The sequence below is a fragment of the Corynebacterium sp. UMB10321 genome (assembly GCF_030228725.1).
Lineage (GTDB): Bacteria > Actinomycetota > Actinomycetes > Mycobacteriales > Mycobacteriaceae > Corynebacterium > Corynebacterium pseudogenitalium.
On the sequence record NZ_JASOZC010000001.1, the window covers coordinates 388,222 to 401,274 of the forward strand.

12 protein-coding genes are annotated in these 13,053 nt (G+C 62.5%); 5 read left to right on the plus strand and 7 right to left on the minus strand.

Annotation, left to right across the window (positions count from 1 at the left end; translation table 11 throughout):
* Window positions 1–15: 15 nt before the first annotated feature.
* From QP752_RS01885 to QP752_RS01895, 3 genes are read right to left on the minus strand one after another with little or no spacing between them, the layout of a single operon-like run.
* Window positions 16–708 carry a methionine ABC transporter permease gene (locus QP752_RS01885; RefSeq protein ID WP_070975850.1) on the minus strand — a complete coding sequence of 231 codons (693 nt, stop codon included), beginning with the start codon at window positions 706–708 and terminating at the stop codon, window positions 16–18.
* A complete protein-coding gene (locus QP752_RS01890; RefSeq protein WP_070363017.1) occupies window positions 705–1,736 on the minus strand; it encodes a methionine ABC transporter ATP-binding protein in 1,032 nt (343 codons plus the stop codon). The genes QP752_RS01885 and QP752_RS01890 overlap by 4 nt, the downstream gene beginning before the upstream one ends.
* A gap of 3 nt (window positions 1,737–1,739) precedes the next feature.
* Complete coding sequence (locus QP752_RS01895; protein ID WP_070363016.1) at window positions 1,740–2,630, minus strand: MetQ/NlpA family ABC transporter substrate-binding protein; 891 nt, start codon at window positions 2,628–2,630, stop codon at window positions 1,740–1,742.
* 126 nt (window positions 2,631–2,756) lie between these two features.
* On the opposite strand from QP752_RS01895, the gene QP752_RS01900 reads away from it, so the two are divergent.
* The 3 genes from QP752_RS01900 to QP752_RS01910 are packed head-to-tail and all read left to right on the plus strand — an operon-like array spanning window position 2,757 to window position 7,808.
* Complete coding sequence (locus tag QP752_RS01900; RefSeq protein ID WP_284804137.1) at window positions 2,757–5,912, plus strand: error-prone DNA polymerase; 3,156 nt, start codon at window positions 2,757–2,759, stop codon at window positions 5,910–5,912.
* A 19-nt stretch (window positions 5,913–5,931) separates the two neighbouring features.
* A complete protein-coding gene (locus QP752_RS01905; protein WP_284804139.1) occupies window positions 5,932–6,438 on the plus strand; it encodes a PH domain-containing protein in 507 nt (168 codons plus the stop codon).
* Window positions 6,435–7,808 (plus strand): PH domain-containing protein, encoded by a 1,374-nt coding sequence (locus tag QP752_RS01910; protein ID WP_284804140.1) that lies wholly within the window; start codon window positions 6,435–6,437, stop codon window positions 7,806–7,808. Before QP752_RS01905 ends, QP752_RS01910 begins: the two co-directional genes overlap by 4 nt.
* Here the strand turns inward: QP752_RS01910 and QP752_RS01915 are convergent.
* Window positions 7,805–8,773, minus strand: coding sequence for a S1 family peptidase (locus QP752_RS01915; RefSeq protein ID WP_256041908.1), 969 nt, complete (start codon window positions 8,771–8,773; stop codon window positions 7,805–7,807). The genes QP752_RS01910 and QP752_RS01915 overlap by 4 nt on opposite strands.
* A 69-nt stretch (window positions 8,774–8,842) precedes the next feature.
* Complete coding sequence (locus tag QP752_RS01920) at window positions 8,843–9,313, minus strand: tRNA (cytidine(34)-2'-O)-methyltransferase (RefSeq protein WP_070477642.1); 471 nt, start codon at window positions 9,311–9,313, stop codon at window positions 8,843–8,845.
* A gap of 23 nt (window positions 9,314–9,336) precedes the next feature.
* Between QP752_RS01920 and QP752_RS01925 the strand changes: the two genes are divergently transcribed.
* On the plus strand, window positions 9,337–10,185 hold the full coding sequence (locus QP752_RS01925) for a bifunctional methylenetetrahydrofolate dehydrogenase/methenyltetrahydrofolate cyclohydrolase (protein ID WP_205634833.1): 849 nt from the start codon (window positions 9,337–9,339) through the stop codon (window positions 10,183–10,185).
* Window positions 10,178–10,513 carry a DUF3017 domain-containing protein gene (locus QP752_RS01930; protein ID WP_246814897.1) on the plus strand — a complete coding sequence of 112 codons (336 nt, stop codon included), beginning with the start codon at window positions 10,178–10,180 and terminating at the stop codon, window positions 10,511–10,513. Before QP752_RS01925 ends, QP752_RS01930 begins: the two co-directional genes overlap by 8 nt.
* 7 nt (window positions 10,514–10,520) lie before the next feature.
* Here QP752_RS01930 and QP752_RS01935 read toward each other — a convergent pair whose 3' ends face one another.
* Both QP752_RS01935 and QP752_RS01940 read right to left on the minus strand, forming a co-directional pair.
* Complete coding sequence (locus QP752_RS01935) at window positions 10,521–11,615, minus strand: homoserine O-acetyltransferase (protein ID WP_083290817.1); 1,095 nt, start codon at window positions 11,613–11,615, stop codon at window positions 10,521–10,523.
* Window position 11,616: 1 nt separating this feature from the next.
* A complete protein-coding gene (locus QP752_RS01940; RefSeq protein ID WP_284804145.1) occupies window positions 11,617–12,939 on the minus strand; it encodes an O-acetylhomoserine/O-acetylserine sulfhydrylase in 1,323 nt (440 codons plus the stop codon).
* Between the last annotated feature and the right edge of the window lie 114 nt (window positions 12,940–13,053).

The following is a 13,053-nucleotide window of genomic DNA, read 5'->3' on the forward strand; positions in this document are numbered from 1 at the left end:
CCAACTGGTCACACCTTAGCGGCGCATCACCTTCTTGGACAGCCAGTTGCCCAAGAACTGCGCCAGCTGCACGATGACGACGATGACGATCACAGCCGCCCACGTCACCTGCGGCTCGAACTGGCGGTAGCCATACACGATGGCGAAGTCACCGAGGCCGCCACCGCCGATGTAGCCGGCCATCGCGGACATATCGATCACCGCGATGAAGATGAACGTGTAGCCGAGAATCAGCGGGCCGAGCGCCTCGGGGAGGATGACGGTGCGGATGATCGTCCACGGGCCTGCGCCCATCGAACGCGCGGCCTCAATCATGCCGGGGTCGATGGATACCAGGTTCTGCTCGACAATACGGGCCACGGTAAAGGTCGCGGAGAAACACATCACAAACGTAGCTGCGCCCCGGCCAATCGTGGTGCCCACCACCGACAGGGTGATGGGGTAGAGCATCGCGATCATGATGATGAACGGGATCGGCCGGAAGAAGTTCACGGCGAAGTTAATCACCCAGTACACGACGTTGTTCTGCAGGATGCCACCCGGGCGGGTGGTGTACAGGAACACGCCGAGGATCAGGCCACAGATACCACCGACGAGCAGGGTGATGCCCACCATCCAAAGGGTATCGCCGATGGCGTCTACGAACGTGGGGCCGAGCCGGTCCCAGTTCGGCTGCGCCAGAATGAATTCGTTGACAGCACTGTTCATCGACGTATCTCCTGAATATCCGTGGTGCCCTGCAGCGTGTGCAGGAACTCGTTAATCGCTGCATCGTCGCCGTTGAGGCGGACCGTCATCTTGCCGAAGGAGTGCTCCTGCAGGGTCGTAATACCCGCGTGCACCGGCTGAATCGACACGCCGCGTTGGCGCGCCTTCTCCGCCGCACCGAAGAATCCCGAGTGTTCGGTCAGGTCGACGGTGAAGAGGCGCCCAGGCGCCGCGTTCAGCAACTCGAGCTCCTCGTGCTTGTCTGGGGTGTTGCGAAGCGACGTCGATACGAAGCGCTGCGCGACCTTCGTTTTCGGGTCCGAGAACACCTCGTAGACGGAGCCATACTCGACGACCTTGCCGGCCTCCATCACGGCGACCTTGTCCGCAATCGCGCGGATCACGTCCATCTCGTGGGTAATCACCACGATCGTGATGCCAAGTTCCGCGTTGACGCGGCGCAGCAACTCGAGCACCTCGTGGGTGGTCTCGGGGTCGAGGGCGGAGGTGGCTTCGTCGGCAAGCAAGAGCGAGGGATTCGTGGCGAGCGCACGAGCGATGCCCACGCGCTGCTTCTGACCACCCGAAAGCTGCTCGGGGTAGTTCTTGCCACGATCCGACAGGCCGACGAACTCGAGGAGCTCCTCGACGCGCGCCCGACGCTCCTGCTTGCCCAAACCGGCAAGCTGCAGCGGGTACTCAATGTTGCCCGCCGCAGTTCGGGAAGAGAACAGGTTGAACTGCTGGAAAATCATCCCAACGTTTCGGCGCACTTCCCGCAGGCGCTTCTCGCTCTTGCCGACGATATTGGTGCCGTCGAGGAGGAGTTCGCCGCTGGTAGGCATGTCGAGCCCGTTGATCAGCCGCACCAGCGTGGACTTGCCAGCGCCGGAGTAGCCGATCACTCCAAGGATCTCACCAGGCTCGACCGTCAGCGACACATTGTCGACGGCCACAACCTCGCGCCCACCCGTTGTAAAGACTTTCGATACGTCCCGGAACTCAACCCGGGTGCCGGTTTTCGTCACGGATTACTTCTCCTGAAGGCGTGCGAGGATAGCGTTTGCGTCATCACGGGAGCGCTCAACAGCGACCGCGGTGCCACGGGAATCCTCCTGGACGGCAGCTGCGACCTCTGGGGAGTTCCACAGCTCTGCGAGGCGGTTGTAGGTCGGGTTATCCAGGTCCTCAGCGCGTGCAGCGAAGACGTTGATGTATGGCTCGCCCTGCTCGGAAGCCGGGTCATCCTGGAAGATAGCCTGCTTTGGCTCAATGCCAGCGCGCTCCAGCCAGGAGTTGTTGATGATGGCCGGGCGGCCTTCCTTGTATGCGGAGGTCGTCTGGGAAGCGTCGACCGGAACGACCTTCACCTTCGACGCTGCCTCGTCGATATCTGCTGGGGACGGTGCCAGTTCATCAGCGCCATCCTTCAGCGTGATCAAGTCAGCCTGGACGAGGACGTTGATTGCGCGGCCCTGGTTCGAGTCATCGTTCGGGATAGCAACCTCGGTGCCTTCGATGCCGTCGAGGGAATCGTGATCCTTCCAGAACAGTGCCAGCGGGTAGATCTCCGTGGTGGACAGCACCTTCAGGTCGTTGCCGGAAGCCTCGTTGTAGGTGGCGAGGTAGAGGATGTGCTGGAACTTGTTCAGGTCAATCTCGCCCTGGGCAAGCGCCTCGTTGACTGGTGCGTAGTCAGAGAACTGCACGATGTCGAGAGTGATGCCGTTGTCTGCCGCGAGGTCCTCGAAGACGGACCATGCCTTCTGGTCAGCGTCGGTGGTACCAATCTTGACGACGGTGTCCTCGCCGCCACCGGCAGCGTCGGTGGTCTTCTCGGCAGAGTCGTTGGAGCAAGCTACCAGGCTGGTAGCGGCGAGGGCTGAAGCTGCGATGGTTGCAATCACACGGTTGAGGCGCATGATGTCTCCTTTATGTCTTTCGTTGGGGAATCATTGATGGTTTGAAAACTTAGCATCTATTGGACCGCTTAGTCTATCCCTGGCTACAAACGTTGAATATAAATCCGCTTGCGCGAGCATTCGAACATGTTTACACTATCGAACATGCGATTCAATGGGGGTGCTCCGCTGACATGGTCAAAGCTGGAGCGGATACTGTCTGGGAACGACGTCGGTCCTGTCGTTCCGGTAGATCACCTCACCTTTGCTGGTGAAGCGGAGGGTGAGGGGGTCGGTGGGCGGCGCGGTGGGGTGCCATTCGCCGAGTTGCACGCGGTGTCGTCCTATAGCTTCCTTGGCGGGGCGAGCGAGCCTGAACAGCTGGTTGCACGCGCTCGGTCGCTCGGACTTTCGGCGCTTGGCCTGTGTGATCGTGACGGTTTCTACGGTGCGGTGAAGTTTGCGGAAGCTGCTGCGGCGGCCGCGATGCCCACGGTGTTTGGTGCAGAGCTGACGCTGAAAGAGGGGGTGCTGCCCGTCCTGGCCCGTGGTGCGGAAGGGTATCGGAGGTTATCGCATCTGATGTCGCGCGCACACATGGAGGGTAGACAAAAAGGCGAGCTCTCGTACCCGCCGATGTGGGAAATCGGGGAGTGGCTTGATGGCTCCTGCTTAGCGCTTGGCGGGTGGGAGTGGACCCCGCTATTCGATAAATTGAGCGAGAGCTTCGGGGTGGAAAATGTGGTGAGGGAGTACGTGGTCTCACTCATGCCGGATGACGCCGATCATCACCAACAATTAGACCGCTTCGTTCATCTTCCCGCCATAGTGAGTACCCGGCCTGCCGCTGCGACGCGCCGACACGCGCGCCTCGCTGCAGCGAAACATGCGCTTGGCCAGCGCCGCGCGCTGCGGCAAGACGTTGCTGACCTGCACCCCATGGGGGCGCACTGGCTGCGCAGCGGGCAGCAGCTCGCCCGGCTGCTGCCGGGATGTGAGCCGATGCTGGCCACCACCGTGGAGGTTGCCGAACAGTGCGCGTTTACGCTCGACCTTGTCGCGCCAAACCTACCGGACTACGACACTCCTGCTGGCCACAATGAAATGAGCTATCTGAAGGAGTTGACCTACGCGAGTGCGCAGGTGCGGTACGCGACGCGCCCGGAAAACATCCGTGAGCAGGCGATGAAGCAGATTGCTTACGAACTCAGCGTGATTGAGGAGCTCCAATTCCCCGGCTACTTCTTAATCGTGTACGACCTGGTCGACTTTTGTCGGCGCAGCAATATCCTGTGCCAAGGCCGTGGGTCGGCGGCGAACTCAGCGGTCTGCTTTGCTCTCGGGATCACGAACGCCGAGCCGATCAGCGCTGGCCTTCTCTTTGAGCGTTTCCTGTCGCCGGACCGCGATGGCCCACCGGATATCGATATTGATATTGAGTCCGGCAGGCGCGAAGAAGTAATCCAGTACGTTTACCGGCGCTACGGCCGCGAGCGTGCCGCGCAGGTGGCGAACGTGATCACGTACCGGAGGAAGGGTGCTGTTCGTGACGCTTCCCGGGCGCTCGGGTACCCACAAGGTGCTGCGGATGCCTGGTCAAAAGGACTCAGCGACCCGCCGGAGCAGGTATGTACGTTGGCGGAGGAGTTCATTGGCCAGCCACGCCACCTCGGGATCCACTCGGGCGGGATGGTGATCTGCGACCGGCCGATCGCGGACGTCGTTCCCATCGAGTGGGCGCGCAAGGAACAGCGCTCTGTGGTGCAGTGGGACAAAGACGACTGCGCTTCGGCGGGGTTGGTGAAGTTTGACCTGCTCGGGCTCGGCATGCTGGAGGCCCTGCACCACATGGTGGACCTCGTACGCGATACAACGGGCACAGAGGTGCACCTGTGGGAGCTCGACCTCGCCGACACCAACGTCTACGACATGCTGTGCCGCGCTGACGCCGTCGGAGTATTCCAGGTGGAGTCGCGCGCGCAACTTTCCACGCTGCCACGGCTGAAACCACAGCGCTTCTTTGACCTCGTGGTCGAGGTGGCCCTCATCCGCCCAGGCCCAATTCAAGGCGGATCCGTTCACCCATATCTACGGCGCCGCGATGGCCTCGAGCCCGTTCTCTACGATCACCCGGTGCTGGAAAAATCTCTTGGGAAGACGCTGGGTATTCCGTTGTTCCAGGAGCAGCTCATGCAGATCGCCGTCGACGCCGCAGGATTCAGCGGCCGGGAGGCCGACGCGCTGCGCCGCGCGATGGGTTCGAAGCGTTCTCCAGCTAAAATGGCGGCGCTCAAAGCCCGGTTCTTCGAGGGCTGCAACACCACGAACGGGATCGGGGCGGACGTCGCGGAAAAGCTCTGGAACAAGATCGTCGCGTTTGCCGCCTACGGATTTCCGGAGTCGCACTCGCAATCGTTTGCGTCGCTTGTGTACTTCTCCGCGTGGATGAAGTACTACTACCCGGCGCAGTTCTGCGTCGGCCTGCTGCGGGCACAGCCGATGGGCTTCTACTCGCCTCAGTCCCTGATTCAAGACGCCCGCCGCCACGGCATCACGGTGTTGCCGGTGAGCGTGAACGGATCCGGCGTACAGGCGCGCTGTATAGATAATGACACAATTCGGATCGGGCTGAATTTGGTGAAGGGGGTCGGGGAGAAGGCTGCGGCCAGGATCGAGAAGGCCGCGCCGTTCACGGACATCGCGGACCTGGCGCGTCGGGCGGCGCTGACCGTGGAGCACGTCGAGGCGCTCGCCAAGGCGGGTGCGCTGGACTGCTTCGGAGGGGAGCGTCGACAAGCAGTGTGGGCTGCGGGTATCGCAGCAACAGAGCGCGACGGCATGCTGCCTGGGCTTTCAGGTATCGACGCCCCAGCACTGCCCGGGATGACCGCGTTCGAATTGCTCGCGGCCGATGTTGCCGCCACGGGCGTCACCCCTGATATTCAACCGATGCAGCTGCTGCGCGAACACTTGCAACGGGAGGGGATTCTCCGAGCGGTCGACCTTCGTAGCGTGGAAGACGGTACCCGCGTCCGCGTCGCAGGCGTGGTCACGCACAGGCAGCGGCCGCAGACGGCATCAGGCCTGACGTTTCTGGGGATGGAGGACGAAACCGGGCTGCTGAACATCATGGTGTCGCCGGGGCTGTGGAAGCGGCAGCGCGTAGTGGCGCGCACAGCGCACGCGCTGGTGGTGCGCGGGATTGTCCAAAATGCGTCAGGTGCGGTCAGCGTCGTGGCGGACCGTCTGGAGCAAATCAATGTCGGCCAGTGGCTCTCGCGTGGTTCACGTGATTTCCGGTGAAGTCGCTAGGGTAGGGCCCATGGAACAGCAGACTGACGCACTCGCGAGACCACCGCTACCGGCCTCGGTTGAGCAGATGCACCGCGTATCACCGAAGTACATGGTGACCATGCTGGTGACCAACACGGTGTGGGCGCTGATTGTCATCGGCGGCCTGCTGTGGGCGCAGTGGAAGTACGGCGGCTGGTGGATGTGGGGAGCGGCCGTCTGCGGAGTGTTCTTCATCTGGAAGTACTTCCTTATCCCGTTCCAGGTACGCAACCTGGCGTGGCTGGAAACGAACAACGAGCTCATCCTGAGCCAAGGGAAGATGTGGCACACGCTCACCGTTATCCCTTACGGGCGCATCCAGTTCGTGGACGTCAACACGGGACCGGTGATGCGGATGCTTGGGCTTAAGAAGCTGGTGGTGAACACGGCATCGGTCAGTTCGGTGACCACGCTGCCTGGACTTCCCGCCCACGATGCCGACGCGCTGCGTGACCGGCTTGTGGTCAAAGCACGCGAACAGATGAGTGGCCTATGACAGCGGCCTCTGAGTACCGGCGGGTCCACCGACTGACCCCGTTGCTGCGCGTGTGGGCGACGCTGCTTGCGCTGCTCACGATCGCTGTCTTCAACTTCACGATGCCCCTAGTCAACTGGCTGCAGGACGAAGGCATCGGCATCATGGATGTGGGCGTGGCCGTCGGTGTGTTTGTCGTTGGCCTACTCGTAGTGTTCATTATTTCGCAGCTGTGGTGGGCCAAGATCGGATTCCGCGTTGGCGAAGAAGACATCGAGCTGACGCGAGGGGTGCTCACCACTAAGGTGCGCACCGCTCGCTACGACCGGATCCAGGCAGTCGACGTCATCGAGCCGTTCGCGCCGCGCCTGTTCGGGCTTGCGGCGGTGCGCGTCGAGGCGGCCGGAGGCAACAATTCGGCCATCGAGATCGCCTACCTGCCCCGCGCGGAAGCGGACGAACTACGCGCCGAGATCCTGCAGGCCATTGCTGCCCGCCCCGGCGCAGCTGCGTCCGCGTTGACGCCCACCGAGCAAGACGCCGACCCGGCTAATACGCTGGTGCCACCAATCCCGATTGGTCGTTCGCTGCTTGCTGCGGCGTTCCAACTCTCAACCATCATTACTGTTGTCTCGAGCGCCGTCCCGCTCTTCACCGATCTCTCGATCACCGCGGCAGTACCGATCCTCGTCGGGTTCGTGCCACAGATCTGGCGCACCATCGACCACTCGTGGCGCTTCAATTCAGTGCTTGACGACGCCACCTCCGGCAGCAACGGGGCCGTCATCAACATGACGTACGGGCTTGCGAACCGCAGGCACCAAGCGGTCCCGCTGCACCGCATCCACGCGATACAGCTTCGCCAGCCACTGCTGTGGCGCATGTTTGGGTGGTGGACCGTCTCGGTGACTGTGGCCGGGTACGGGTCCGAGCGCAACAAGGCAACTGGCACGTCCAAGTTGCTGCCGGTCGGGACCTTGGAGCAGGCCATGCAGGTCATCGACGCGATTGCGCCGCTGTCCGGTGAGGCGATGCGAGACATGTCGCGTGCACAGCTGCGCTCCCCGCGCTCTGCGCGGTGGGTTTCACCGGTTGATTGGCGGCGGCAGACAGTCGCGCTGTACCCAGAGGTCACCGTGGTCACGTTCGGTCGCCTGTCCCAGCGATACCAGATGGTGGAAAACGCGCATATCCAGGAACTTTCCTTCAAACAAGGGCTGTTGCAGCGCAGGCTTGGCCTCGCGCACGTGCGCTTTGATCTGGTCCCTGGAGCCGTCAAAATGGTGGCGCGGGATATGCGCGCGGGGGAGGGGCGCTGGCTCGTCGACACCCTGCGCACCCGTACGCTGCCTGGCATGGACGATGCGGTAGCGCTCGCCGAAGAGCCTTAATTGTGGATGGTCAGGCCCCAGTATTGGATGGCGCTGCCGATCTCCATGGCGCCTACGCGGGTCTTATTCGCATCGGACACGTTGGAGTTGACGCCTACGGCCCACACTCCAGAGTTGTCGGCGGCGAAGACCGCGCCGCCTGAGTCTCCGCGATCGGTGATGCTGCGGAAGTAGAAGAGGCCGTTGTTTCCGATGCTTTCGAACTCTCCACATGAGTAACCGGTGGTGGCGCCGAGACGGCAGATGGCCATGCCTCGGGCTTGCGCTTCTTGTGGGGTGATCCAGCCGCGGAGCGGAAGATCCAACGGGAGTGTTGAGGAATATCGCGCATCGCCGGTGATTTCGATCAGCCCGATATCGGCGCCGACGATACCGCCGTATGCGTCCTTCTCCAGATAGGACTCCACCATCTCTCCGACATACGACCAGTTGCCTTGGGCGTCCTGCACGTAGAACTGATCGCCGCGATCGCCACAGTGGCCCGCAGTGATGATGAAGATCCGCTCGCCTTTGGATGCAAGGAAGCCCGTCGAACAGCCCGAGCTTTGTGTCTCGTTGATGATCCTGCCGCCAGGTACGATCCCGCCAGGCTGCTCCAGCCACTTCCAGTCGACGGAGTTGTGGTAGTACACGCCACGGTTGTCGTCGCGGCCCCGCTGCCCAGATGAGTCGTTTCTCGGATCGATGACGTTGCGTTGAATCGGTGGCTCGACGCGTTGGCTGGGGGCGCTTGGGCGTTCGCGGTAGTCCGGCTCTGAACGGTACTGCGTCTGCTGGGCAGAGGTGGTAACAGCTGGTAGCGAGGTATGCTCGTCGAGCATTGAGGCAATGTCCGAAACAGCTGCGTCCTGCTCGGCGCGCCATGCGTCGAGCTCCTCATCGGAGGAACCCGAACAACTCGCCAACAATGCAGAAGCGGCGAGTACAGCGGTCAAACGGGCACGGGATGCAGTCGTAGAGAGCATGGCGGGCTCGTTTCAATTAAGGGGCAGGGTAACAGGCACAGATCTTAACAGCTGTAGCAACCCTTCCGCTTAGACTCCGCCGACGAATCCCAACTGCCGCCAGGCCTCGAAGACGGCGACGGACGCGGAGTTGGAAAGGTTCATTGACCTGCGGCTCGGCAGCATCGGGATGCGTAGCTGCTTGGTCACGCGCGGGTGGCTGCGGTGTGCTTCGGGAAGACCGGTCGGCTCGGTGCCGAAGAGGAGGGCGTCGCCGTCGCGGTACTCGACGTCCTGGTAGTAGTCGGTTGCCTGCGTGGTGAACGCGAAGATGCGGGCGTCCGGGATGGAGGCGAAGCAGGCGTCGATAGTCGGGTGGATCTGCACGTCCGCTAGGTCGTGGTAGTCAAGGCCTGCGCGCTTCAGGTGCTTGTCTTCGAAGTTGAACCCGAGTGGCTCCACCAGGTGCAGTACGGCGCCGGTGTTTGCGCACAGCCGGATTGCGTTGCCGGTGTTGCCTGGGATGACGGGATTGTCAAAGATAACGTGAAAAGCGCACATGGTTACAGTCTAGGATGGTCACCGTGACTGCGATTAAATTAGACGGAAAACTGTACCGCGAGGAGATCTTTGCGGATCTCAAAACACGAGTTGCCGCCCTGCGCGAGCGTGGGATTACGCCGGGGCTGGCCACCGTGCTGGTCGGCGATGATCCGGCGAGCCAGAACTACGTGCGCATGAAGCACCGCGACTGTGAAGAGCTGGGCATTGCCTCCATCATGAAGGAGCTGCCAGGGGACATCACGCAGGAAGCACTCGAGGAAGTCATCGAGGAGCTCAACAACGACGACGCCGTCACCGGCTACATCGTGCAGCTGCCACTGCCGAAGCACTTGGATGAGAACCGCATCCTGGAACTCATCGACCCAGACAAGGACGCCGACGGCCTGCACCCGGTCAACCTGGGCAAGCTGGTGCTCAACGAGCCCGCGCCGCTGCCGTGTACGCCGAACGGCTCCATCAAGCTGCTTGAGCGCTTCGGTGTGGATCTGAACGGTGCGATCGTGTGCGTCATCGGCCGCGGAGTAACCGTGGGCCGCCCAATCTCGCTGATGTTGACCTCGCGCAACGTCAACGCCACGACGGTGCTGTGCCACACCGGCACCAAGGATCTGGCCGCGGAGACGCGCCGGGCGGATGTGGTCATCGCGGCGGCTGGCAAACCACACATGATTACTGCGGACATGATTAAGGAAGGCGCCGCGCTGCTGGACGTGGGCGTCTCTCGTGTCGACGGCAAAACAGTCGGCGACCTGCACCCGGATGTGTGGGAGAAGGCGGGCTGGGTCTCGCCGAACCCTGGTGGCGTTGGCCCGATGACTCGCACGTTCCTGGTCCGCAATATCGTGGAGCGGGCTGAGCAGCTTGCCTAACTCGGCCGAAGGGTTGTCGCTGGACAACCCTCATGACATTGGGAACCCGCCCTCGCCCCTGCCTCGGAACGTGCAGGTGGCGATGGTCGGCGTGTTCATCCTGGGGTTTGTCGCCGCTGGGGTGTGGTCGCTGACGGACCACTGGCGGCGTGCCACGTTCACACTGGGGGCGACCATGCTGTGGTGCGCACTGCTGCGCCTGACCTGTGACTCGCAGGTCATCGGCTTGTTGGCGGTGCGCTCGAAGCGGTTTGATATCGCGTTTGCCACCGGCCTGGGCGCCGCGATGGTGTGGCTAGCCTGGTCGGTGGACGCGCTGGGCTCCTAAAGGGATCTTACGCGCTGGTCAGCGCGATGAAGTTGCGCAAGATGTTGTCCATCTGGCGGGCCTCGACGAGAAACGCGTCGTGGCCAACCGGGGATGACAGCTTGTGCATCCCCAGCAGGTTTCCCAGGTTGCGGGACATGTGTTCCTGCTGGTGGTAGGGGTACAAAATATCCGTATCGACGCCCACAATCATCGTCGGCACCGTCGACGAGTGCAGCGCCTTGTTCAGGCCTCCGCGACCGCGGCCGATGTCGTGGCGGTTCATGGCTTCAGTGAGTGTGACGTAGGCGCCGGCGTCGAAACGCTTGACGAGCTTCTGCCCCTGGTAGTCCAGGTAGCTTTGCACAGCGAAGCGCTGGTCGTGCTCGCGGTAGGGGCCGAGTGGGTTTTCGCCTTCTTGGGCGCTTGTGCCGAAGCGCTCGTCGATTTCGAGCTCACCGCGGTAGGTGAGGTGTGCGATGCGCCGGGCGGCAGCCAGTCCCTCATCGGGGGAGGTGCCGGTGGAGTAGTAGTCGCCGCCGTGCCAGTTGGGGTCGCGCACGATGGCGTAAATCTGAGCCTCCTGGATGCCGATCTGCCAGGCGCTTGCGCGCGCGGAGACCGCCATGACGCAGGCGTAGCCGACAGATTCGGGGTAAAGCAGCGTCCACTCCAGGGTGCGCGCCCCGCCCATGGAGCCCCCCATGATGGCATGCACACGGTGGATACCGAGCTGGGTGAACAGGGTGTGTTCGGCGCGGACCTGGTCGCGGACTGAAAGTGCGGGGAAGCGGGACCCCCACGCGACGCCGTCGGGATGCGTGCTCGCAGGGCCAGTCGAGCCGTAGCAGGACCCGATCACGTTGGTGCAGATCACGCACCAAGTGTCGGTGTCGAGTGCTTTGCCGGGGCCAATCGCCCCGCCCCACCACTCGGCGGCGTTGGAATCGCCGGTTAAGGCGTGCTCAACAACAAGGATGTTGTTGTCGCCCTTCGGGTCACCCCGGAACTGCCCCCACCGCTGGTACGCGATGTGGGCGTCCTGGATAGTGGCTCCGGCCTCTGTGGTGAAGTCGCCAATCGGGACTATCTGCAGCTCGCCTTCAGGCGCCAGGTTGGGCATGTTAGATCGCTGCGAATCCGCGCTCGAGGTCCGCAATGATGTCGTCGGCGTCTTCGATGCCGACGCTCAGGCGGATAGTCGCCTGGGAGATACCGGCGCGCGCCAAGCCTTCAGCATCCGACTGGGAGTGCGTCGTCGTTGCCGGGTGGACCACCAGGGAGCGCACATCGCCAATGTTTGCCAGGTTCGAGTGCAGCTTGAGGGCGTCGATAAACTTCCAGGCGTTGGTGTGGTCGTCCTTGTCGCCTGCGATCTCGAAGGAGAGGACCGAGCCGGTGTAGCGCAGGCCGAGCTTCTCCTTGACCGCGTAGTACGGGGAGGACTCGATGCCGGCGAAGTTCACCTTGGCTACCTTGTCGTGCTCGCTGAGGAACTTTGCCACCTTCAGTGCGTTCTCGTTGTGGCGCTCCACGCGCAGGCTGAGCGTGTCCAGTCCCTGCAGCGCAACCCACGCGTTGAACGGGGAGATTGCAGCGCCGGTGTCGCGCAGGATGCCGGCGCGGGCCTTCAGCGCGAAGGCCGGTGCACCGAGGTCCGCGTACTTCAGGCCGTGGTACGCCGGATCCGGGGTGACGAAGTACGGGAAGACCGGTTTGCCGTCGCGCTCGACGGTCCAGTCGAACTTGCCGCCGTCGACGAGGACGCCGCCGATAGCTGCGCCGTTGCCCGTGTAGAACTTCGTAGTGGAAGCGACGACAATGTCTGCACCGAGCTCCAGTGGGCGGACCAAGGCGGCGGTGGCCATGGTGTTGTCAATAATCAGTGGCACCTGGTTGCGGTGCGCGACCTCCGCGACGGTCGGGATGTCGAGGACGTCGGCGATCGGGTTGCCGAAGGTCTCGCCGTAGAACGCCTTCGTGTTCGGCTGGACAGCCGCCTGCCAGCTCTCTGGATCGTCAGGGTTGTCCACGAACGTGACGTCGATGCCGAGGCGTGGCAGCGTCACCTGGAACAGGGTCTCGGTGCCGCCGTAGATGCGAGGCGAGGTGACGATGTGGTCACCTGCTGACGCCAGGTTCGTGATGGCGGCGGTCTCTGCAGCCATGCCAGAGGCGAATGCGGTAGCTGCGACGCCACCCTCGAGGTCCGCGATGCGGTCTTCGAGCGCTTGCTGGGTCGGGTTGGTCAGGCGAGTGTAGATCGGGCCTGGGTTGGAGAGGTTGAAGCGGTCTGCTGCGTGCTGAGCGTTGTCGAACACGTAGGAGGTGGTCATGTAAATAGGCTGGTTACGGGCCCCGTAGTCGCTATCGACGGCCTGCCCGGCGTGGATAGAGCGTGTGGTGAAGGACCAGTCTTTCGTATTGCTGTTGTCGTATTGTGTCATGGGGAACAATGTAACGCTTGGTAGGTTCTGTGTGAACCAAGCTGTCTAGCAATACTGTTTAACCAGGCGATATATGTGAATATAAATAGAATAGTGAAGAGCGTCCAGCGTCAC